Origin of the sequence: Pseudomonas sp. FeN3W, assembly GCA_030263805.2 — a bacterium.
Lineage (GTDB): Bacteria > Pseudomonadota > Gammaproteobacteria > Pseudomonadales > Pseudomonadaceae > Stutzerimonas > Stutzerimonas stutzeri_G.
The window spans coordinates 511,524-535,286 of sequence record CP136011.1 but is presented as its reverse complement, the minus strand read 5'-3'; the positions used below and the strand labels follow the sequence as shown (position 1 = coordinate 535,286).

Annotated in this window: 21 protein-coding genes; 18 read left to right on the top strand and 3 right to left on the bottom strand. The window is 46.8% G+C overall.

Annotation, left to right across the window (positions count from 1 at the left end; genetic code table 11):
- Positions 1–2 precede the first annotated feature (2 nt).
- The 14 genes from P5704_026230 (at position 3) to P5704_026165 (ending at position 15,557) form a co-directional block, all read left to right on the top strand.
- A complete protein-coding gene (locus P5704_026230) occupies positions 3–1,529 on the top strand; it encodes a hypothetical protein (GenBank protein ID WOF81396.1) in 1,527 nt (508 codons plus the stop codon).
- Positions 1,530–1,580: 51 nt separating this feature from the next.
- A complete protein-coding gene (locus tag P5704_026225) occupies positions 1,581–2,819 on the top strand; it encodes an SPASM domain-containing protein (GenBank protein WOF81395.1) in 1,239 nt (412 codons plus the stop codon).
- Complete coding sequence (locus P5704_026220; protein ID WOF81394.1) at positions 2,800–3,927, top strand: SPASM domain-containing protein; 1,128 nt, start codon at positions 2,800–2,802, stop codon at positions 3,925–3,927. Before P5704_026225 ends, P5704_026220 begins: the two co-directional genes overlap by 20 nt.
- The gene (locus P5704_026215; protein WOF81393.1) at positions 3,924–5,021 is read left to right on the top strand and encodes a radical SAM protein; all 1,098 of its coding nucleotides are present in this window, start codon (positions 3,924–3,926) and stop codon (positions 5,019–5,021) included. Before P5704_026220 ends, P5704_026215 begins: the two co-directional genes overlap by 4 nt.
- Before the next feature lie 71 nt (positions 5,022–5,092).
- Entirely contained in the window at positions 5,093–5,440 is a 348-nt protein-coding gene (locus tag P5704_026210) for a hypothetical protein (protein ID WOF81392.1), read from the top strand.
- A 24-nt stretch (positions 5,441–5,464) separates the two neighbouring features.
- On the top strand, positions 5,465–6,385 hold the full coding sequence (locus tag P5704_026205) for a hypothetical protein (GenBank protein WOF81391.1): 921 nt from the start codon (positions 5,465–5,467) through the stop codon (positions 6,383–6,385).
- A gap of 65 nt (positions 6,386–6,450) precedes the next feature.
- Positions 6,451–7,509 carry an SPASM domain-containing protein gene (locus tag P5704_026200; GenBank protein WOF81390.1) on the top strand — a complete coding sequence of 353 codons (1,059 nt, stop codon included), beginning with the start codon at positions 6,451–6,453 and terminating at the stop codon, positions 7,507–7,509.
- Positions 7,510–7,616: 107 nt separating this feature from the next.
- Positions 7,617–9,233: a radical SAM protein gene (locus P5704_026195; protein WOF81389.1), complete on the top strand. Its 1,617-nt coding sequence runs from the start codon at positions 7,617–7,619 to the stop codon at positions 9,231–9,233.
- Positions 9,230–10,378 carry an SPASM domain-containing protein gene (locus P5704_026190; protein WOF81388.1) on the top strand — a complete coding sequence of 383 codons (1,149 nt, stop codon included), beginning with the start codon at positions 9,230–9,232 and terminating at the stop codon, positions 10,376–10,378. The genes P5704_026195 and P5704_026190 overlap by 4 nt, the downstream gene beginning before the upstream one ends.
- A complete protein-coding gene (locus P5704_026185; protein ID WOF81387.1) occupies positions 10,379–12,169 on the top strand; it encodes a radical SAM protein in 1,791 nt (596 codons plus the stop codon).
- Positions 12,166–13,020, top strand: coding sequence for a hypothetical protein (locus P5704_026180; protein WOF81386.1), 855 nt, complete (start codon positions 12,166–12,168; stop codon positions 13,018–13,020). The genes P5704_026185 and P5704_026180 overlap by 4 nt, the downstream gene beginning before the upstream one ends.
- A complete protein-coding gene (locus tag P5704_026175) occupies positions 12,980–14,125 on the top strand; it encodes an SPASM domain-containing protein (protein WOF81385.1) in 1,146 nt (381 codons plus the stop codon). Before P5704_026180 ends, P5704_026175 begins: the two co-directional genes overlap by 41 nt.
- The gene (locus P5704_026170) at positions 14,125–14,346 is read left to right on the top strand and encodes a hypothetical protein (GenBank protein ID WOF81384.1); all 222 of its coding nucleotides are present in this window, start codon (positions 14,125–14,127) and stop codon (positions 14,344–14,346) included. The genes P5704_026175 and P5704_026170 overlap by 1 nt, the downstream gene beginning before the upstream one ends.
- Entirely contained in the window at positions 14,343–15,557 is a 1,215-nt protein-coding gene (locus P5704_026165) for a radical SAM protein (GenBank protein ID WOF81383.1), read from the top strand. The genes P5704_026170 and P5704_026165 overlap by 4 nt, the downstream gene beginning before the upstream one ends.
- 6 nt (positions 15,558–15,563) lie before the next feature.
- On the opposite strand, the gene P5704_026160 is transcribed toward P5704_026165, so the two are convergent.
- Positions 15,564–15,914, bottom strand: coding sequence for a hypothetical protein (locus P5704_026160; GenBank protein WOF81382.1), 351 nt, complete (start codon positions 15,912–15,914; stop codon positions 15,564–15,566).
- A 98-nt stretch (positions 15,915–16,012) separates the two neighbouring features.
- Between P5704_026160 and sbcB the strand changes: the two genes are divergently transcribed.
- The 3 genes from sbcB to P5704_026145 are packed head-to-tail and all read left to right on the top strand — an operon-like array spanning position 16,013 to position 19,137.
- Positions 16,013–17,668, top strand: coding sequence for an exodeoxyribonuclease I (gene sbcB / locus P5704_026155; protein WOF81381.1), 1,656 nt, complete (start codon positions 16,013–16,015; stop codon positions 17,666–17,668).
- A gap of 7 nt (positions 17,669–17,675) precedes the next feature.
- Positions 17,676–18,572, top strand: a complete 897-nt coding sequence (gene thyA / locus P5704_026150; GenBank protein WOF81380.1) for a thymidylate synthase — start codon at positions 17,676–17,678, stop codon at positions 18,570–18,572.
- 55 nt (positions 18,573–18,627) lie between these two features.
- Entirely contained in the window at positions 18,628–19,137 is a 510-nt protein-coding gene (locus P5704_026145) for a hypothetical protein (protein ID WOF81379.1), read from the top strand.
- On the opposite strand, the gene P5704_026140 is transcribed toward P5704_026145, so the two are convergent.
- Entirely contained in the window at positions 19,134–20,387 is a 1,254-nt protein-coding gene (locus P5704_026140) for a hypothetical protein (protein ID WOF81378.1), read from the bottom strand. The two genes, P5704_026145 and P5704_026140, sit on opposite strands and share 4 nt — an antisense overlap.
- A 147-nt stretch (positions 20,388–20,534) precedes the next feature.
- Here P5704_026140 and P5704_026135 point away from each other — a divergent pair, with 147 nt between their 5' ends.
- On the top strand, positions 20,535–20,903 hold the full coding sequence (locus tag P5704_026135; protein ID WOF81377.1) for a hypothetical protein: 369 nt from the start codon (positions 20,535–20,537) through the stop codon (positions 20,901–20,903).
- A 375-nt stretch (positions 20,904–21,278) separates the two neighbouring features.
- Here the strand turns inward: P5704_026135 and P5704_026130 are convergent, their stop codons facing one another.
- Positions 21,279–23,762 carry a DotA/TraY family protein gene (locus P5704_026130; protein ID WOF81376.1) on the bottom strand — a complete coding sequence of 828 codons (2,484 nt, stop codon included), beginning with the start codon at positions 23,760–23,762 and terminating at the stop codon, positions 21,279–21,281.
- Position 23,763 lies beyond the last annotated feature (1 nt).

The window sequence follows — 23,763 nt, the reverse complement described above, 5'->3', positions numbered from 1 at the left end:
CTATGCTAAAAAAACAACAAAAAGGCGTGACGCTCATTGAGCTGATTTTGGTCATTGGCTTAATTTCATTCATGACTATACTTGCTTTTACTCAAAAGCAACTTGAAATGGATCAAACCAGAGCCAGGCAAATTGGCGGGCAGCTTTTCGCTTACAACAATGCCGTGCGAAATTGGATTTCGGATAATCACGAAGTAACACCGCTGACGATGACGCGCATTGGAGCTACATGGCTAAAACCCAATAGTTGCGGAGGATCCTCGGGCAATGTGGCCGGGTATCTGCCTTGCAGCTTTCCTGATTCAACGCCGACATCCCCAATGCCGTTTTCCAATATTAGTTTGACTACTGAGGTTGTTAGAACGTATTCGGAAGCTACGGGCGTTGAAATTAAAGCCACTACCACGACCACTCCATTTACTCTCGTAAATGGAAATGTGAGAGCTGACCTTGCTGGGCTATCAGCCCTTACAGCTGCCTCTGGCTCGATGACCATGCTCACACCGGCCCCGGTCACGACTGATGCGAGCTTTACATCAGATCCAGAGACAGGGGTAATTACAATCATTGCAAGCAATATGGCTGCCAGAGACTCTTGGCTAAGAACCGATGGTGGAAACACCATGGATAACAACATCCGCTTCAATGAGGACAATACTGCCGCCTTACGCCAGGTCAAGGGCGTGAGCCGAATACAAAATATAGCATCCCAGGCGCTTTACATTGGTAACGCGAGCGCGGGAACTGATACATATCCGAGTTCTTCACTTATCGCCGCAAACGAAAAAGTTGTCATTGATGCCAATGCGCGCATTCTTGGCTCACTCAGAACATCAGGCGCAATTACATCGCTTAGTGGTGATATTCGTGCCGCGAATGGAGATGTAATCGCAAGCAGGAATGTGCGTGCCGGAGAGGATGTAAACGCTGGAGCGGATGTAAATGCTGGTAGATTTGTTGTTGCAGGCCAGGACGTTACAGCAAAGCGTAATGCCTTCGCTCAAATATATTACGATGGTGACAATGGATCTTTTTATCTTGACCCAGACAAGACCTCGAAACAAAACAGGGTTGCAACTAACACCATTGAGTCCATGGATACCCAGGGAAATGTAGGAGGCAATACAGAGCTAAATCTCCGAACCAATAGAATAAACTACTGGTCGAACAGCACCAGCAGAACAGACCTGGTTGGCAATGTTGGCGTGGATAACTGGAACGTATGGAAAAATGGTAAATACGTCCCCATGTCAGAACTCCTGCCAAATTTCGTTGCAAAAGGGGGATGGATCGCGGCGAACGGAAATCGCGTGCCTAAACCATCATGCCCGAATGGAACGCCTAAGATAATCGTAACGCCTCAGGATATGCCAGATAACGTATACAGTTCATTCAGTGATTCTCAGTTCGTCGTGCTTCACTCGAACATAGTTGCCTACGCAACGGACAACGGCACCTATTGGACAGTCCGTGTTGAGTCAGTTGAGGGCGGCGGAACCGCGATAGCGATGACGTACTGCTTGTATTGATTTATCAATGCAATAGGTATAAATTGACGACCTAATCATTAAGGAATTCCCATGATAGGCGTCGTCATCGCGAAACCGACAAAAGCCTGCAACGCAGATTGCAGCTACTGTTCATCGCCTCCCGATGGGGAGGCGTCCTGGTCTGAAGACGAGCTAAGGAAGATTTTTTCAGCGCTCAAGGGAAACCTTGAACCGCACTCGACATTCCTATGGCACGGTGGCGAGCCCTTGCTGATGGGGCCTGATTTCTATCGCATGGCCTCCTCTATTGCCAAGGAGTTAACCCCTGAAATTGGGTTTTCAGTTCAATCAAACCTCCTTCTGTACAAAAGCAGTCGCTGGAAATCCGTTTTTAAGGATATTTTTCGAGGGTCTTGCTCCACAAGCTATGAGCCAGATGAAAAAGAGCGGACAATCAAAGGAGATCCGGTCAAGTACTCCAGGGTGTTCTTTCAGAAGCTCAATGAGGTCATGGAAGATGGTTTTAGCCCGCTAGTCATAGGCACCTTTACTGAATCAACAGCCAACCTGATGCATGCCATGTACGAAAAATCGTTAGCACGAGGAGACAGGGCATACAACATAAGGCTGAACTATTGCTCACCGGTAGGGCGTGAGCGTGGCGGTGGATTGCTAATCGAGCCAGAAACCTATGGTCGAACACTTATCGAGGTTTACGACCGATGGATCAAGGAAGTTCCTGGATTCATGGTTACACCACTCAACCAAATGCTTGGCAAAATCGCTGGCATCGAAGGGGAGCGATGCCCTTGGACGCGCAAATGCGGCGGGGCTTTCCTTGGCATCATGCCAAATGGCGATGTCTACAATTGCGGTGAATTTTCAGATGTTTCCGAGAAATGGAAATATGGCAATATATTCGATGGCAGCTATCTACCGCATCGTGGCGCCGTAAACATATATCGTAAATCGGATCGCGAAGGGTTGATCACAGGAATGCTGGCGTCAAACGCTGCGACAACCATTAAGCGCCGCGCCGTGCTTCAGCCGCTTGACTGCCAAAGCTGTCGTCATTTTGCTGAGTGCCAGGGCGGGTGCGCTCGCGATGTTGTGCTTTATGAGCAAGGCATTGGGGGCAAATTCATGTATTGCAGAAGCTGGAAAATGGTATTTGACCGCATGAAAGAAAGTATTTTCAGCAAAGAGGCTGACAGAATGCTGAGGTCAATGGGCGTCGATCCTGACGAAACACGTATTCGCCTAAGATCAAGTCATGCCAATGTTGATCTAGCTCGATGGGATCAGGAATATGCTAAGTATCTACCTTAAACCCACGAACTATTGCAATGTTGGTTGTGATCATTGCTACCTGCCTGAAGAAACCAGGGCCGACAAGCACACAATGTCTGCACAGACACTACACGCCACTGCAAGGCTTGCAAAGGAGCTTGCCGTGCGCGAGGGCCATGATGAGGTTCATTTCATTTGGCATGGTGGAGAGCCACTTGTATTGTCTCCTGAATATTACTTCAAGGCCCAGAGCGTATTGAAGGATGCTCTTGGCGACTTTAAATACAGCCAATCACTTCAGACCTCCCTAATCCCCTACCGTGAGGAGTGGAGTCGATTGGTTGCCGAGGTTTTTAATTATCACATTGGCTCTTCAGTTGATTTCAGTCAGCGTAAAGTAAAAAGCTCAAGTACTGCGTATCTTGATCTATGGATGGACAAGGTGAATCTTGCGCGTAGCCATGGCCACTTCGTCCACCCCGGAATGGTGCCAACTCGATTCGAGATACCCAGATCAAAAGAAATCTATCAATGGTTTGTTGATAACGGCTTTAAAGCTTTCAATGTCGAAAGATATTCAAAATTTGGTGGCAAACTAATAGATTGGCCAAGCAATAAAGAGCATAGCCAATTCCTCATTGGGCTTTTTAATGAAGTTGTATCGGACTTGGAAAAGCAGGGGCATGCTCCTGCAATCAACGTGGTTATTGGCGCTATTCGTGGTGTCATTCTTGGACTTCCGGGCGATAGGTGGGGTACTCGCTGCCAAGGTGAGTTTGTTGTAGTAGAGCCTGATGGTTCGATGAATACCTGTCCCGATAGGGCAAGACATGAAGCTGCTTACTCCAACACCAATGATGGAGTGGAAGCGTTCATAGAATCACCAGAGCGTCGCAAATGGATTAGAGTTAACGATGTAACGCACAAAGAAAGCCATTGCCACACGTGCGAATTCAGGCACTTCTGCAAGTCTGGCTGCCCTGTAACCCCCAATGGGCCCCGAAACGGTCAGGCTGAGTGCTCCGGCTATAAGAGCTACCTTCTCCATGTCGCAGACTATGTAGAACGCAATCCCGAACAGAAAAAATTGCTGCTTGACTACACGATCATGCAAGCCAGCAACATTGATATGAGTATTAGTAAATGAGTACTAACGATCCTCGCGCTTTAGGGGCTGAAGGCTTTGACCATCTCGTCTACGTAAGACTATTTGAAGGCTGCAATCTCGCGTGCCAACACTGCTTTATCCCGGCTAACCCAAAGAAAATGACAGAAGAACAGCTTAAGAAGCTTCCTTCTGATTTTTCGAAATTTGCACAACCAGGCCAAACTATACTTGTACAATGGCACGGCGGTGAGCCCACTATGCTTGGACATGATGTAATTGAAAAAGCGATTGAACACTGGAAGTCGGAGTACACAGATTATAAATTCAAATTTGGAATACAAACCAATCTTCTGACATATAACTCAGAGTGGGAAAGAGTATACAAAGAACACTTTGATGGACAGGTCGGAATATCATGGGATCCCGAGATAAGACTGACTCGCAAAGGAAGGCCTGAAACCAACGCGGAATTTGAAAATCAGTTTTGGGCCAAGGTTGAGCAGCTTGTTTCTGACGGCATTGAACCGTACTTGGTTGTGACGGGTACACGAAAGTTTTTTGAAAAATTTCAAAACCCGCACGATTTCTTTGAAATGATGGAGTCCAGGGGCATTCCGAATGGGCATATTGAGCGACTAACAAAAACAGGTGTAGCGCGCCAATATTGGGATGAAATTGGTCTTAGTAATAAAGAACATAGTCGTTATATGCTTAGATTTGCAAGGAGCTATATTGATTACTTGAGCAAGCCCAGAATGCCTGACAGTAAGCCAATTCACCTCTCCCCGTTCGATGGTCTTGTATCCTCCATTGAGCGTATGCGTCTCGGAGGCTCTGGCGGCTCTGGATGCCTATCAGGCGTTTGCGATACGAGATTTCACACATTTGATGCCAGTGGTTATAAGAAAGGCTGCACAGCTCTTACCAGTGAGGTCGATAATAAAAATGCTGGAGAGCAAGTAATACAAATTGCGGATCTTCGGTTTGCAAGAAAACTAAGGCAGCATACGTGTGTAGGTTGCCCTTATTTAAGTATTTGCTCATCTGGGTGCATGGCAACGGACAAATGGGACGAGTCTGGGGAGTGTTCGGGTGGATCAATACTGTTCAAGGGCATTGAGGAAATAGTCTGATAGTTTTTATTGACAGAACAGCGGCAATTGTATTGTAATGACATCAATTAAATTAAATTAGGGTGATTACCATGAAAACAATACTAGCGATCACCGCCGCTATCGCTTCAGCCGTTACGACGGCAGCCCATGCAAGCCATCCCATTTCCGTGGACAAGTCCAAGGTAACACCGGAGGCCAAATCCGCTGCCAAGCAGTTCATTGATCAATACGATGAAAAACTGGCAGATGAATTGTTCAACTCAATGATTTCTTCTGTGGATCAGGATTACGCAGAAATTCCACTGGACGTGAGAAGTCTCATTGCCAGCGCCAGCGACTCCACCGGAATACGGGTTCGCTCAAGTAGGACAGGCACCACCTGGCAGTGCTACAGCAACTGCTATTCAAACTGCCACGGATCTCGCGGGTGGCGGTAAATTTTTAACTCAGGAGAGCATTCGATGCTAGACGGTATTAAATTTGGCCCACAGAACCTATCTGATGCGGTTGCAGCTGAAGGGCAAGGTTCTTGTGCTTATTACGGGGTAGTGCTGGATAAATTTTGTGCTAACCGCATAAAGGATGTCACAAGAATATCGATCATCGCGGATGTGGATGAATCAGGCGAATTCTCTTTTGATGTCATGGATACGCTCATCCAGTACCGCCAGGCTAAGGCAGACGTAATCCTTGAGGTTCCGTTCAACTTCCCCCTTCCGGCTTCTGACGTGCTCATCCTATGTAACAGTATTGGCGCAGGCGTACTGCTTGCACCGCCTGCGGAAAAAACAGCAGAAAACTGGGCTGCATGGGCAGAGCAGGTAAAGCAGTACGCCCGTGCGATGTTTGGGGTGCAAGCATTTTCAAAAGAAATTCTGCCGGTTACATCCTATGTCCAGTACATGGCGATGCGAGTCATTGGCTTTACTCCAAAGGGGCTGACAGACGATGAAATGATGCATCATTACTTCGAAAAAGACATGGATGAGATGACCATGGATCTCCTTAAAAAGGATCTTGACGTCATCATCATAGAAGGCAGCGGCGGACACGAAGCGTTTGAATCATTGGTTCAAAGTACCGCAGATGCCCTGTCGGATGTCGTCCTGAATGAAGGGAAGGAGCGTATGGAATACCTGCGTAACGCAATCAATGGCAATAACACCCAGGAACTCACTGATTTCGTGAAGGCGCTGCTATGCGATCTAGGTTATGAATCCGAGCAAGACGGCATAGCAGATGGAATAGCAGAAGTGCTTATTGAGCACAAGGATTATGTGGTAATCGAGAAAAAGCTGCTTAGCGAATCAGCAGAGCTCAGCGAGCGTGAACTTGAAGCCTTGTCGGCAGTACTTCGGGTAGTAAAAGCTCTCATCGGGTAACAGCCTGCTTGCCTCACCCTGTCAAACCTCATATTATGTATGTCGTTTATTGACAGGGTTCAGCGATGATCACCGAGCGCGTTTTATTTATCAACATCATCAAACAATGCAATATGCATTGTGATCGCTGCTATCTGACTGAATCCAGTCGAAAAAATGGTGAAATTCTTGAATTCACCACCCTTGAAACGATTCTTACCTCTTCCTGGGCGCGTGATTGCAACCTTACATTGATATGGGAAGGTGGCGAAGCTTCATTAGCTGGGCGCGAACATTTCCGGGAGATGGTTAAAAAGGCCAGCGTAATTTGCCCTGGCGCAAAACAGACAATGGTAAGCAATTTATTTAGTCTGCCGAATTGGCTCATTAAACTGTCGCATGAATATTTCAATGGCAAAATCGAAACAACATTATCATTAGATGGAAAATATGATCTTTCAAAGAATCGAGATAATTTTCTTAAGAAATTCAAAGACAACTTCATAAAGGCCAGGAAAGCTAATTTATTTTGCCCGATCAATCTTGAGCTTAATGATCACACTGTTAAGCTTGGCGCTTCCGCTTTAGTTGACTTTTTAACACCACTCGGCGACTGTCGAGTGGAGTTCGACGTATCTGTTGACTTCGAGCAATTTCTTGCGGAACCCGCATATACGTTACACAGTTACCCAATACTTCCGTTAACTACAAGTTATGCTAATTTTTCCAGCTTTGTAAGGAATTTTGATCAGGAGATCGTTAAGCGCGAACTGGGTCTTCAGATCACATCTTCAATTATAGAAGAAATGCGAGATGGGTTGAAAAGTAGCATGTTTGGCATCCAAAGAAGTTCAGATTTCTTAACAATTAATCCGGACGGGAACATAACCACCAATCCTCTTTTTTCAGACTTGAGGCCAACCTATCTTGGGAATGTCAAGCACGAAGATATTGAGGCCATTCTGAGCTGCCAAAAGCGCTCAAGGTTTGTCAGGCATGAAATTCGGAAAACACTGGGCTGCATGGATTGCCAATTTTTCGATCTATGCGCTGGAGGCCCATCGCATGCCGCCACTTTCGACGGAAGTGGTGAGTGTGCAGGTATGAAGCAGTTGCGCATCGATCTTCAAGGTACAAGCAAATGAAGCGTGTGATAAATCAAATAAATGTCTCAATTACTACGAACAGAACATGCACATTGCAGTGTACTCACTGTTATATTGCTCCCCACTTATTTAAAGACAAAACGCAAATGACCGAAGAGGTCTATAGGTCAATTTTCGACAAAGTTGAGAGTCTCAAGTCCATAGATAGGAATTTGCATGAAATTGAGTGGGAGGTTATTGGTGGTGAAACCACCATGATGCCTTTTGAATGGTGGGAGCGCCAATTGCCATGGACACTTGAACGAATTGAACAATTCAACAAGACATTAAAGACTCCTGGCTCACTCAACTTCCTGACCAACCTAATCTATTCTGACAAGCGCTATACAGATCTATTGAATCAATATGGCCACCACCCGGCTTTTTGTTTATATACAAGCTGGGAGCCAGATACCGAGAGATTTGGAAAGCGCAACCAATTGTTCAACCGATTTTACCAAACACTTAAGTCAATCGACAGCAAGCAGAAAATCCTTGACATCATTTTGACTAAAGAAGTCATTGCCATGGGTGCCGAGAAAATTCTAGACATGTTTATTCCCGCAGGGATAACTGACTTCTCCATGAAAATGATTAGTCCCTATGGATCGGGGAAGGCTTTTTTTGACCCCAATATGGCGGAATTTCACGAAATGACGCAGTTTTTCATGGACATGCATCGCATGAAGCCAGCGGGCGTCACCTTTACTCCTCAAGAGGAGATGCTATCGAGCTTAATGAAAGAGACAAGTTTTCAATGCAATGGTAACTTCAAATACGATTTGTCCATTGAGCCCGATGGGGTTTGTCATTTCAATGCCAATCAGACAGCAGATGAGGCCGCGCTTGGGTTTAGGCGAATAGTTATTGAAGATCCTGATTGGGCTTACAAGATTTGTTTTGAAAACAAAGTCGAGGAAAACAATAAGCTATCTATTAGTCATCCAGAGTGCGACCAGTGCGAATTCATGATGCATTGCAATGCTGGCTGGTATCACTACAAAATTCATGATGCCAAAGTAATTGATAAATATCGGAAACATGATTGCTCTGGGTATAAGAAATTTTGGGAGTTTAATAAAGAAATACTAGGCACTCAGGTTTCCAATAGAAGCGGACATTTGCATCGCCAAGCTGTTATGCGCTTAATGCGAAACAGCGACAAATATGAAAATATATCTAACACTGTAAGTGAGTCTGCGATAGGTCTGCGCTATAAGGATTTTTTTTCACGCATAAAATGTGTGAAATCGGTAATTATCGACAAAAAGATATCATTCGGCAAAAAACTGCTTGAGAGACTCTGGTTCTATGATGATTTGTCTATCGCTGTTTCGATTGAAGATGAAGTCCTGTTTTCAGATCAGGCTATTGATCTGATTGTGGAACACGTTTTATCTCACAACATGCGATATATACACTTGACGGATGATCAGCTGCATCGATTTATAACTGGTCATAGGGGCTTATTCGCAGATCGATGCCGTGAGTTTTGTGGACTGTACCTTGTGCACAAAGGGCAAATCGCGCCAGTCCGCAATATTGAGTCTGGGCTGATTGTGGATGGCCGCAATGAAGAGGTTTTCCGCTCACTTATTGCCTGGATATCTCGCACCGGCTTTAATCACATACCTGGCATAAATACAGCCATGGATGTTGAATCATATCTTGAGATCCTTGAGGACAATCTAAAGTTGGAAGCCATGCTGGATCGGAAAATATGAGCCAACTTAATTCAGCTCCTTATCATTTCACTCTGCACATTAGACTTACACACGCCTGCAATGCCAGCTGTACTTATTGTTCATCATGGCAAAAAGATCCAGATGAGCGAATGAAGCCTGACAGTTTCTCGGCATGTCTAGATGGGGTAGAAGATTTCTGGAAACTCGCAAATATAAATCCGAGCTTTCTTAATATAGAGTACGTTGGCGGCGAGATACTCCTGGTTCCAGAATCGGAATTGCGCTCCATGGTCATGATGGCCAGAGAGCGTTTTGGCAAGACCATGACTGTCAGAGACGGCGCCCAATCAAATCTTATTGGAAGTCAGAGGAAAATAGATGCCTTAAGCCAATTGTTCGATGGCAGGATTGGGACTTCTGTTGACCATTTCACAAATCAGCGCCAGCTTGGAAGCAAAGGTAGTCCTGCACAGAAGGCTGGAAGGTATCGAACCTTTTTTATGACTTCATCAAACAATGAGCGAAGTAAAGCTGGAAAGACTCATCCTGCTGTTTTAACACTAGACAACCAAACACTTGAGTATCTCAACGATGAGATCACTATTGCCATCGAGGAAGGTCGAGATCTTACGATCAGGCCCGTCTTCCAGGGTGGGAGTGTAATCGGCGGGATTACCCCTGAGGCGCTCGGTGAGGCGCTCGTGAAGGGTTTTGCTCACTGGAATGGTCGTGGCATGAGAACAAGAGTGGAGCCCTTTGTAAGCCTGCTAAGGAGGCGCCTGAATTCGGAATCGCCATCCCCCTTTTGCGCTTGGCAAAGAGACTGTGCGGTTAGGTCGCTGTCAATAGAGCCCAATGGCGACCTTTATGTTTGCCAGGAATTGGCTGATATGTCATCCTACCGGCTAGGAAATTTGATTCGTAAAGAATTTGACCATGCGCTTCACAACCAATTGGCAAGCCGCGAGTCCATGCTCGAAAAAGGTTGTTTCGAGTGTCCTTATTTCAGCAGCTGCCAGGGTGGCTGCATGCAACAAAGCGTCGAAGCCGGCACGGGGATGTACGGTAAAACACAGTGGTGCAAAGCATGGAAAATGCTATTCAGGGTCATGGATGATCTTATAGAAACTACGGGGCAATCTAGGCTGCTTGCAAGGCTGAATGCTCTCCATTCTGAGGTGTAAATGAAACGTCTGGTTGATTTTCTTAATATGTGCCTAGTCACTAATCGTGGCTGTAATTTGCGCTGCACGCACTGCTATATAGAACCAGAACTTTTACGAAGCACTTATGGAATGAGTGAAGAAACGTTTATGCTCACGTATAAACGTATGGCAGAAGTGTTTGCTTTGTCAAAACACTTGACGTATCTTAATGTTGAAATTCTAGGCGGCGAAATCTCCACGATGCCGTATGAGTTTTGGGAAAAGATGCTTCCATTTGCCATCAGGCAGCACGAAGACATTGCTCAAATGCTTGGTAAGCCGAACAGCATGGCATGGTGCACCAACATGATTTTTCAGGATGAGAGATATGTTGACCTGCTTAACAGCCAGCCGCGCGGAAAGGATTGGGGAGTATTCATTCCATGGGAGCCAGAAACCAAAAGATTTGGATCGAGAAATAAGCTTTTCCCTCGCTATATGCAAAATGTAAAAGCAGTTCATGCGCCTAAAACGCTTAATCTTATTCCTACAAATACATTGGTAAACATGCCAATTGATGAGCTAAGAAAGTTTGTTATTGATGGTCAGTTTAATGATATCAGTTGTGACATGCTATACCCATATGGATCAGGCAAGGCATTCTTCGATGAGCATCAGCCGACATTCGAAGAAGTTTCTGATTTCTATATAAGAATGACAGAATCATTTTCAACCATTGAGAATCTTACAATATCACCATGGGATGAGGTGAGAGGTTGCTTACAACAGGGTAGCGCATTCAACTTGAACGGTAATGACGTTTTTGATGTTACCGTTGAGCCAGACGGCACGGTTGTACTCAACTCAAGCATGACTGGAACTGAGGCGCCGTTGCCAAGCAGAACCCTTCATGTCAGCGACCCATTGTGGGGCCTGAAGCTCTTATTCGAAAACGCTTCGCAGATGCATGTAAAGTTTGACATTGAGCAGGAAGGCTGTGATCAGTGTGAGTATATTCGATATTGCAATGGTGGTTACTACCATTACAAATATCTAACTTCAGAGCAATTGGAAAAATATTCGTCAGGCGACTGTCCGGGTTACAAAAAGTACTGGAAGTATGTGGACGAAAGAGTGAAGGACTGTAAGATCCCAGTTGCTGATCTGAACCACCAGAGGGTTCGGGAGAGTCTGCGTAAAAACAAATCGTCCAATTACAACCAAATTACTATAGGCATTAGTGAATCAAGTCTTGGTCTGGACTATCAAGCTTATTTTGAAAAGATCTCTGAGATTGATTTTAGTATTAATCACCTAGTCATAGACCAAAAGAAGGCGTTTGGTCTCAATATCGTACAGCGTTTGTGGTTCTATGACTCCATAGGCGCCAGTGTTGAAATTGAAGACGCCCTGCTCCGCTCGTTAAGCGTTAAGCATCAATTCATGATTGCTAGAAATGCAGCATGTGAAAACTATGCCTGTTTAGGATTAGAGCCTGAGGTTGTATGGGACTTTGTTGAGCAGCATGCTGATCATATATTTTCATTACGTATCATTGATGCAATTTCAGCCACCACAGCCAGTGAGCTTATTGATATTAACCATGGGTCTGGTGCTACTGTTTCATCTTCCGGACTTGTTATCGATGACAGAAATGATGAATTGTTTCGATTCGTTCTGCTCAATAGTGTGCCAAGCAGCATCAGGGCAATTGCTAATCGAAATGGGTTGCAGGCAATAAGCCAGCAGTCGATGATTTACATGAATAAATTGAAAGAGTTTGTAACCTTTGAAAGCCTCCTCCGAGACCGTGGAATTATTCACAAATGAGCCAGACCGGATCGACTCGAAAAGTCTACAGCGGCTTGCATTTGGCTCATCGTTTCAATGTACGCGAGGCCCTGAGACATAAGCAGAGATACCTAGAGAACAAAGGCAGCAAATGCGGAGTGCCGGGAAAACTACTTAGCTATCTTGATGCAGCATTCCATGCGTGCTGGCAGGATAAGTATGGGGTGTTGGAAAAAGATGTAATCATCATGGGAAATGATCACCTTATGAATATTTTGGCTGCTTATTTGGTGGCCACTAGAGGTTTTTCCGCTCTCATAATTGATGAATATACATCGCCGGATCCAGTGCTAGAGTTGAGATTTGGCATGATATATCCTGGGATGGATGCATTGCTATGTGCCTCGCTAGGAATTGAGCACGATGAACGACTCCCCCTGATAAATACACTCGCGCAAAAAATCAGAGCGTGCCTTGATGCTGATGGCAATCCGTTGGTGCACCAGCTTGATCGCTCGACGCTGATGCATGAGCAAGGCGATTCGTCGCTGCATGGTTTTTGGGCTGAGCCGACTGATCAGGTGTCTTTCGATCTGGAAGTTGACCGATTCCGCTTCTGGGATACGGAGAAACTGGCGATTTTCGGGACTGAGGTCGGCAAGTGCCCTCAATACCGCGCCGTTTTCAAAAGGATTATATTGACGTCTTACTGCCAATACTCTAGGCTCACTGGCATCGATATCCCGACTGTTGCGCTAGGTGACGCGAAAACCCCCCTCTCAGATTTTGAGTACTATCGGGGCAGTGATCGTTTGCGGGAGCTTCTTGAGGCGATTAGGGCGATCATTCATGAGCAAGACTTTTCTACTGCAAATCAACACAACGCGTGACTGCAACCTTCGATGCACTCACTGCTACATTTCGACAGAGAAGAAAGAGCTCTCCAGATTCATGGATGAAGCTCATTTCACATCGGTGTTTACTCAATTTGCCGAGTTCTTGAACACTCCATTTGCAAAGGAAGAATACTCCCTTGCCGATATCCATATTATCGGCGGCGAGCCTACGATGCTTGGGTTTGATTTTTACAATCGACTCATTCCCTTGGCGAGACAAGCTCTTTCGTCTGCTCAGCAGCAAATAAAGCTGTCTATCGTGACCAATCTCGTAACTCATGAAGCCCTGGAGATTTGCAAGCTTTTTGATTTTGTTTCAACCTCTTATGAGATTGACACGCGCTTTGTTTCAGCCAAAGGCAGGCCGCTACCAAGGCTTGAAAAGCTATGGGCCGACAATGTCCGAAAGTTACAGGCTGAAGGTGTGCAGGTAAATGTGACTACGGCAGTTACAAAGCAGGTTATCGCTTTTGGTGCAGAAAATTTGCTAAATCGATTTCTCGACAACGGCTTTAGAAACGTTCATTTAGGCTTTTTCATTCCATCTGGCGATGGGCTAGTCAACATGGAGAGCGTTTTCCCTCCCTTTAAAAGCACATCTGACTTCATGATTGAGGCTGCCAAGTGGTATTTGGAGCGACGAATTGATATACCTGATTTGTATGTCAACCCAGTTGAATCCATGATCGAATCTATTTTCCGAAAAGAGCCTATGGATGACATTGTCTGTCCGATCATTCCAGGCTCACTGGATATCGACCATGATGGTGAAACCGTTACTTGTATTGAAGCGGGCGGCGAAGTAGACATGACTTCGCTTGGCAATGTATTTAATGAAGGGATCACCAACATTTTAAATGGTCGCGCTTATCGTCGCGAGCGAACCAGGGCAATTGTGCCAAAGAAGCACTGCATGGGATGCGATGAGCTCGTGAATTGCCAGAGCGCCTGTGGCGTTCTGCATGGATTCTGGAATGGCAAGGGTGAGTGCCCAGGCTTTAAAGGGTTTATTAAGTTCATCCGCGACCAGGTTGAGAACCATGGCGTTACTCCTAAATCCGAGATGAATTTCGAGAGGCCATTCTGGAGAGCGTGCTAATGGCAATTCATTCAAGAGAGCTTATTGATGAGCACCTCAAGAAGAACTCGGGGTTTTGGAAAGGTATCTGGCTTATGATCAAGCTTGCATTGCGCTTTATCGCCACGCTAGGGCCTAAAAACTGGTCGCTAAGCAGGCTTGCAAGCCTGGAGCAGAAGGTAGAGCCCGTAGATACAAAGATTGGAATTGAGGAGCGCCTGGAGGCGAAGGTTCTTAAATGAATAGTAATTTAATGTTTACCCCCAATCCCGGCATACATCGATTTCCCGAGCGCGAGAGCTGGAGCAGAAGTATTGAGGGGATACAGCATATTGAGCAGAACAGTATTGAACAGGGATACTTTGTTTTTACCATGATGCCCTCGCTTCGCTGCTCGCTCAATTGCCCTCACTGTTACCTGACACTTGATCAGCGCAGAAACAGCACCATTATGAGCATGGCTGACATGGAGATAGCTTTCTCTAAGGTGAGCACCTACTTTAATGAGCATTTGGCCGATAAACCAAAAATTATTATTTTCTACTGGTATGGTGGAGAGCCGACTGAAATGGGACTCCCCTACTTTCTGTCAGCTTTCAGACTAATTGATCAATACTTTCCAGAGGATAAAGGATTTTTTGTTCGTCATGATATTTTAACGAGTCTGGTAGCAATCGAAGATCACTGGTATGACGTGTTCAAGACCTATGGTCGCGGCCAGTTTCAGACGAGTTTTGATGGTCTTATGCGCGGACGCGGATATGTTAAGCGATGGGATAAGCGGGTAAAGGAAGCCCTTTCTAAAGACCTCCGGGTTTCAACCATAAGTGTAGTTAACCACGAGCTATTCAAGGACGGCCCAGAGGCGGTAATAGATTATTTGACAGATCTCGGCATCCAGGAGGCATCATTTCTTCCGTTCATGCTTAATGAGCAGAATAAGGGCGATAAGTACGAGAAGTTCGCCCCGCCAATGCGGGAGTATTCTCAATTTATGATCAAGCTGACTGAAAGATGGCTTGAATTGAAGAAGGCCGGAAAAGAGCCACCCATGATTGGGCAGGCATGTTTTATTCTTTCACGGCTGAAAATGGAGAAAGAGGCCAACATTGCAGGCCAAACCTTGTTCTTACTGCCAAACGGTGATTTCGTTCTACCCGATTACCGCGATGGCTGGCTCGAATACATGCAGCCATTTGGTAATATTTTAAACCAAACCTTTCAAGAGGTTCTGACATCACCTGAGCGAAGAAGGTACATTCGTCGTCAGTACACTGGCAACATGAACAGCGAATGCCTTTCCTGTGAGCACAAAGATCACTGCATCATGGAATTCTGGAAAGAGAATCGCGCTGGAGACGATTGCTTTGGCGCTCGTGATTACGTGCAGTGGCTAGTCAATCACCCAGAGATGGGTGACTGGATCGATGCATCGAAAGTAATGGCCTCCTAGGAGGCCCTATTTTCCACGAGTCAGCAATTCAAACTCATAAAGGCTCAAGTCTTCAATGATCTCCTTGAGCAAGGAAAGTACATTTGTTTCCTGCTTCTGCTTTTGCCAGACAGAGCCTTTTCCTTCGTTCATGGCCTTGCGCTCCTCAATCAGATGAGGACACAATTCTGCCAATGGCATGTCATACATTTCTCTGGCGAGGATCCCGGAGGCAATGTAGATCTGCTCTGCGGTCAGCCTGTCCTTGAAGAAAAAGGCCATATGTGCAAGCGATGAACCTTCAGCCAATAGTCTGCTGAGATCATCGATGTCTTGCTCTTGGAGCTGATATTTGTTTTTTAATGGAATTACTTGCATTTTACTCTCCCCAAAAATGATGCGCACCTAGTATTCTATATGTATTACGTTTATTGACCATACCTTACATCTACTATTTCAAAGAAAACGAGGGCAACATGTCAGACAAGCCAAGCTCCTTCCGCGTATACGACACCGAAACCACCGGCCTGTCGGCATTTCATGATCAAGTCATCCAGTTTGCTGGAATCGGAGTGGATGCAGATCTGCAATACATCCCAGGGGATGAGATTCACCTGGATATCACTTTACGCCCTGATGTAGTGCCCTCCCCGTATGCGTTTGCTGTCCATGGGATTTCCATCAACAGGCTTATGGACAGCGGGATTACCGAGTTCGAGGCGGCTTCGCATATCCGCAATTGGTTCATGTCAACACCGAATGCGATGATTACTGGCTTCAATAGCCTAAGCTTTGACGATGAAGTCATTCGCAACATGTTCTACCGCACAATGCTCGACCCCTATGAGCATGAGTGGAAAAACAGCAATGGCCGAATGGACGTTTTTCGCCTGATTCAAATGGTCTACGCCCTTCGCCCAGAGCTCATGCGCTGGCCCGTAAATGCCGAGGGTAAAATTTCTCTCAAGCTTGGAGACCTTTGCGCTGCAAATGGCATTGAGCTCAAGCACGCGCACGATGCGCGCTTTGATGTCATTGCCACCATCGAGCTGATGCGCCTCGTTAAGGACAAGAGCCCGCGATTGTGGGACTACTACCTTAAGCTCACCACCAAAGATTTCAGCAAGCGTCTGGCAGAACAGCTCAAACCCCTGGTCTTGGTTGATCGCTATCTGCCCCGAGAGCAAGGCCACATGTCGGTTGTTTTGCCGATCATCTATGATGCGAAAACCCCAAGCAAAATGCTTTGCGTTGACCTTCGCAGTGATCCATCAGAAATACTGGAACTTTCTTCAGATGAGATCAGGCGCCGCCTGTTCACATCCATCAGCGATTTGCCAGAGGGTCAATCAATTAGCTGCATTCGTGACATCACGATGAACAAGCAACCCATGATTTCTGAGCTTAGCGTTCTGAACGGTCGGCAGGATCTGGTGCAAAGAAGCGCCCTGGATATCGAAAAATGCCTTGCTCATGCTGAGATTATCAAGAACGACAAAGGATTCCGCGCTCGATTGCAAGATGCGTTCAAAAGTGAATTCGAACCCTGCAAGGATGTGTACCAGGGCATCTACAGTCTTGGCCTAATTGGAAAGGACGAGCAGGGTCTTCGCAGCAGAACAAGGCGCATGACCGAGATTGAAGGGATGGAAAAACCAATGCCAGAAATCATCAAGGCAGATCCTTTTACGCTTTCAACCGCGCAAGTCAAAGACGGACTAAGGATGTTCGAGCTCACGCTTAGGGCGAAATGGTCAAACTTTGGGGAAGAAGTGCTTGCATCAGGAAGCTATACCCCTGCCGAGATCAAGGAGTGGTCGACCTATCTGGATAAATGCTGGGAGGGTGAGCCTCGCGGTAAGCATGGTCTTAATCTCGAAAAGTACACAGAAAGCCTGAAAGAGGTTCGCGCCACCTTTGCTCTGACCGCTGAGCAAGAGAAAGCACTTGATGAGCTGGAGTGCTATGTTCAAGCCAATACGATGATGAGAGAAAGCATGCAAAACATTTGTGCTAAACTCGCTGACTCGGCAGAGGCCGAAGAGCACATTAGCCTGAGCGTGGGAAGTCTCGATGCGCAGCGCAAGAGCCGCGAAGCGAGAGCAAACGCTTCAAGCATTGAATTTACGTGAGGAAGTAATGCAATACGAGCATATTGATGAGCAGTACCTTAGCTTGGTGCGCGATATTATCGCGCACGGAGACTACCGCATGGATCGCACCGGAGTAGGCACGTGCGCGCTTTTTGGAACCCGCATGCGCTTCAACCTGGCTGATGGACTTCCCCTGCTAACGACAAAGAAAATCGCCGTAGACAAGCCCATACACGAGCTTATCTGGTTTCTCTCGGGTAACACATCCATTAAGCCACTGCTGGAAAATGATGTTCACATCTGGACAGAGTGGCCGCATAAGAACTACTGCACCCAAACGGGTTGCGAGGTGACGCTCAAGGAATTTGAGCAGATGGTTCTTTCGGATCCAGCCTTTGAATCAAAGTGGGGGCATATCGGCAAAGGGTACGGTCACCAATGGCGTCACTGGGAACACGCTGATGGAAGCCACACCGATCAAATTGCCAATGTGCTTGATTTGTTAATCAACAATCCTGCCAGCAGGCGCATTCTGTTTACCGGATGGAATGTTGCTCAGTTGGATGAAATGGCGCTTCCACCCTGCCACATGACATATCAATACAGCGTGTCGAGCGGAAAGTTAAATTGCCAGATGTATCAGCGCAGTGTTGATGTTGGGCTTGGGCTGCCATGGAATCTTCTTGAAACGGCATTATTGACACACATGTTTGCTCAGCAGGCTGGTCTGGATGTTGGTGAAATGATTTGGGTTGGCGGCGATACGCATCTCTATACGAACCACATCGAGATCATTCAGGAAAAACAGCTCAATAGAGCCCCAAGGCCGCAAGCACAGCTTAAGCTTAAAAAGGCTGATTCAATCTTTGATTACAAACTGAGTGACTTTGAGATTTGCGGGTATGACCCACACCCATCGTTCAAGTTACCCATTGCGGTTTAATTGACAATCTGCAAATGCCTGACTATACTATCTCCTAACCGGGGATGGTCTGGTCATGGCAATTCACATACTGAAAATAGATTATCAAGAGTTTCTGTCCTATCATCATTGCCTTGATCTGTTTGGTGATGTGAATCGACCTGTTAGCCGGGATTTCTACAGATCAGTCTGCATGAAGCTGATGGTTGACTATCTCAATAATACTTCATTCGAAGATGGCGCGCCGATACAGAACTACCTTGGACGAAACTACAAGGCAGTGCAGAGTAGACACTCCTACTGCCTTCACCTTCCGTTTTCAGACTGTGAACTCTACTCGGTTGAGCATTATCTTTCTCGCCTGGGCGCACTCACCCTCGACCTTCGCCTCTATCATCTCTTTAAAGCAGCAGTGAAGTTTCATGGACTTCACCCAATACCAGCGCAGGTGACAATGCCAGTCATTGTGACAGAGGAGTTCCGCGCAGAATTTCAAGCCGACTATGCCGCATATATGGTGACTGCGGTAAAAGACGCTAGGCTGGGCGTCTTTATGCGCTGCCCACCAACTCCTTTGCTCTCTTAAGGCTCCAGTGAAATCGTATTACTGTAAAAGCGATCAGGCCTGCTTTGGCTATATTTTTGCTTTGCATGCTCCACTGTCAGAAGCTCCTTCACCATTGCCGCTTGCTGACCAACTGACCTGATATGGCCTTTGACTTGCAGCACTAGATCCATCCCACCTGAAAGCTGAGTTCTAGCATGCATTTTAGCTATCTTAATTGTTTGCTCTGCTTGTGCTGAATAGTCACTTATAGCGACTTTAATTCCCTCAATGGAGGCGTTTAAACCTAGACGCGGTACGTCGGCATGAAGTTGTCGCTCTTGGCCCATGAAGCCCATTGCTGATGGCATCGTGTGCATTCGATCCTCCATTGCTTGGCGAAGTGTGCAGACTTGATAGTATGTCGGAAATTTATCAGGTTCCGCCCCTAACTCGGTAGCCGAATATGAAACGCCACGTTTTGCACGAAGATCCTCGAACTTTGCATATACCATTGTCAAACCTGGATCTTTTTTGCTTACACCTTGAGAAACTATCTTCGCTGCATTTCTCGTTGAGTCACTGAAAACAGCGTAGGGACGACCATCCTCAAGTACCCCGACCTTAAGGGCTCGATCTCCCTTTGCCCCGGTTATTTTTGCAACCTGCTCGGCATAGGCTGATGACAAGGCAATACGATCTACAGCACTCTCGAATGATTCACCAGGGCATGCTGTCATGATGTAGCCAGGTAGCAGGGCTGACCCCTTGATGCAGACCACATTCTTAACAAGAAGGCCGCTGTATTGCTCACGGACAGCACCAAGATAACCCGGAAGCGTTGGCACCGTTGGCAGACTCTTCTCCAGATTCACGAGTTGCGCCATGTTCATGATTACAAGTCTTGATGGGCCTCCCATATCAATGCGACCAGACTGCATGGGGTGCCCTTCAAATGCAATTTCCAACATATTTGCAGCTGTAACGTAGCCATTGAATCGACGTGAGCACTCAGCACGGAACTCTGGATTCTGACCTGGCAGACCAATGGCAGACGCAATTACCTCGTAAGGGGCTTCGAGCATATCTAATTCGAAGCTATTGCCACCAGCGCTTATTGCTCCAATTTTTCTCAGCTTTGCTGCATAGCGCTCCCCTGCCTGGATGTGCAGGATGTTGTCAGCACCAAAAGTAAAAGTGGCCACAACCTCTTCAGCCTTAAGTGAGTCAGACCATTCTTTGATACTATATCTTTCATGGCTATCAGAAAGCCCATAGTCAGTTGATTGCATTTTGCCACTCCTATAATATCTAACTCATTATGCACATCCTGTTTTGATATAAATCAAGCAGAATCCGTTAACCTAGTATTGACAAGACGTCAAAGGTTACTATAATGAGGCCATGGAAGCGAAACTCTCGCATAAAAAGGTGAAGTCATGAAAAAGATCAATACTCTTGTGTGGCGAATCATTCAGTTGGTCATTCTGCCGCTTGCGGTATACGCCGGGATCTTTTTCAATGGGGAGTCGTTTGGGCAAACGCACACCATGCTCACCAACTTTGTGGTCAAGTACCCGTCCATGATCTACATGTCCATGGATCTCTATGCGCTCTGCAAAGCGATTACACTGATCCCTGCCGCAATCGGCTACCTGATGCCAGCAGGATTTACCGCAAACGCCTACCTGTTCGGCCTGATGATTGATAAGGACTTGGTTTTCCTGATGCTTGTCCTGTTCTTCTTCACCACCAGGGCGCCCAAGCTGCCTAACCTGGCGCGCAGAAGAGCAGCCGAATACGCTTAAGGCGATCCACATAAAGAACCCCGGCTAGTCCGGGGTTTTTTGTACCTGAGTATCCTGGATCCTGTGCGGTGCGCACATCATTCGCTCGAAGAGGGCTAGCTCTTCATGGCGATTGTGCACGGCCTGCAAACCTTGTCGAGACACTTCTCCTTCACTCGAAGAGGGCTATCACCTGGTTTGCCGCCGCTGAAGATTCGGCGTTAACAGCGAAAGCCGAATGGTTCAGATCACTCCTGGCAGAGCGGCAGTGAAGGCAGATGGCTGTGGCCTGCCGATGCCTCATTCGCTCGAAGAGGGCTATGAAGGCAATCCATGCAATGGCAAAAAAAAGACCCCGGAGAGATCCGGGGTCTTTTGATGGTCAGACATCAACCTTTAGTTGGTGCCTCCCTTAGGGCTAGGGCTTTTATCGCCGCCCTTGTCCTTGTCGTCATCATTTCCTCTGGCCATCTTTTCGCGCTGTAGCGCGTTCAGCACTTTGCTTCCTGCCGATGCGGCACCTACTTCACCAACACCTTGACCAACACCGCGCATTCCATTGATGCTTTCGGAGATGTTTGAGCCAAACTCGCGAGACACACCACCAGCCATCCACTCAAGAATATCGTTAGGGATTCTATGCATGATATCAATCATGGCCTGAACGCATTTGTAGCAGAGTGCTGTGTAGATGCTCATGGTGGCAAGGAAGCCAATCATGGCCCCGCTGTTCTGCATCGACGCAACCGTCCAGAAAAGGTTGTTAATCAATGCAAAGGCCACATAGCCCATCGTCATCGCCGCGAACAATCCCACAATCGCCAAGGATGGCTTGAGAATGATCGCATTGATCAGCTGAATCGCCCTTTGCATGTTTGCCCCACTCAACCCTTCTCCTTCAGGTGTGGCCATCATGATGACTGCGAGGGGTGCCGCAGCGACGGCCTCCACAACCGTAATCAGATAGCCGATGATGATCATGATCCAGGCCATAACTGGCATGAACGGCAGCACATAGGCAAACATGAAGCCCATGGCGATGAATCCTCCAAGTGCCGCCGTTACACTAGCAACTATGTAGTAGCCAGCAGCGCTTACCGCACCACCTCCACCCAATGACAATACGGAGCCGCCTACTCCACCAGCCACAGCGACAAGACCAAGACAGATCCACCACATGGTCGTGGAAAGCTGAATCAAACCATGACCAATTGATGAGAGCATCGTGAATGGCGATGTCATGCCAGACGTGTCTGTCGTCATGGCTGTACACTTTGTGACATTTCCACCACCTGTTGCGTTGTCACAACCGAGCCAGGCCAGGGCATTCATGACAACTTGTCCGCCACTCATTGCCAGTGTGTTGATGATCTTTGGATCGAGATCCCCTGTTTCCGTTTTCCCTGATATTTTGACAGCCTTTCCAACTGTTGAAGAAATCGCACCGCTGGATTGAACACCATGCTTCTGTGCATATTTCTCAACCGCAGGAAGAAGGGCCAAATGCTCCGCAAGCTTTTGCATTTTTTCTTCGCAGCCACCCAGTTTCTTTGCTACATATTTTTGAACAAAAAAGATTCCAGGCGCGTTTTCCGAGAAGTTACAAACCAACCCAACGCCCTTATTAGAAGACAATGCGCCGACGTTCCCAACTTCACTCATCAATGTCATGGATAAGCCCTGGAAGCGCGATGCTTCAAAGAACCATGCACCGGCACGCATCCATCCGCCAGTTTTCAACTGATCCTCAAAATACTTCTGCGCCGCTTTATTTTCTGAAATGGATTTGGATACGTCTTCGTAGTATTTGGTGTAACTGTCCTCAAGACTCCTATAGGCAATTGCCATTTCATTTAGATCTTTGATTATTTCTTTGCCCTTTTCGCCTCTTTTCTCAGCCGTTTCGGTCAGTACAGCGTCAATAGATTTAGCGCTAAAACCTGAAGAATGAAGCGAATGGATCGCTGAAGCCGTCGCGTTTAAGTAGATAGGCAGGGCTGTTTTAATCTTTGACCTGAAGTCACTTACAACCTTGCGTTCCCATTCTGTCGGCGTCCGACTGAACCAAAATGATTCGCCTGTGGAAGTCGCTGCATTATCTGTCGCCTCACCCTCACTTCGATTTGCGCTCGTATTCAGTGGTGAGGTGATGGTTCCACAATCATAGAAATCAACTTTAATAAAGTCGCCAGGTAAGTTAGTAATTCCGTCAGCAGTAATGTCTACCTGTTTAAACCCGGAAGGAGACGATGCCATACCAATCCCATAGGCAACCTCATCACTATCTCCCACGTCGATATACATATTACGGCGAGCAATCGCGCAATTCATAACCTCCACAACCTTTCGATACTGCTCGGCGTCATAGAAGGATGTACCGCTGATTACCGCACCCCCTACCTTAAGTTCAGCAGCGCCTTTCTCCCATATCCAGGTTCCTGAGTTTGAGCCAAGGATTACCATCCAGATAACAAGACTTTGCGCCACCGAAAACACACTCTCCCCATCCGAGGCCGGCATGATGGCGCCGAACGCGATGGTTGTCCGCATTGGAAGCCAAACGCTTGACCAGCTTCTACCCAGCAACTCACCAGAGGCAGCCGTGTTTACAGCACCGCCCAGAATGACGTAACCCATGATCACGCTGCCCAGGATCATGGCGATTACGTTGGTATAGCCAAGCACATGGGCAAGCACAGTTGGCGACGTGCTTTGCTCAACCCCTCCAAATGGCTTGAAGATGAATGTACCGAACAGTCTCCCAAAACTTGCATGGGCAAGATCAGTGTCTCGGTATTCAATTGCCAGAATTTCATTCAGGTAGCTTTTTGCCTGAGCGTCAGAGGGCGCTGTAGACTGCGCCATGGCAATGTTAGCCATG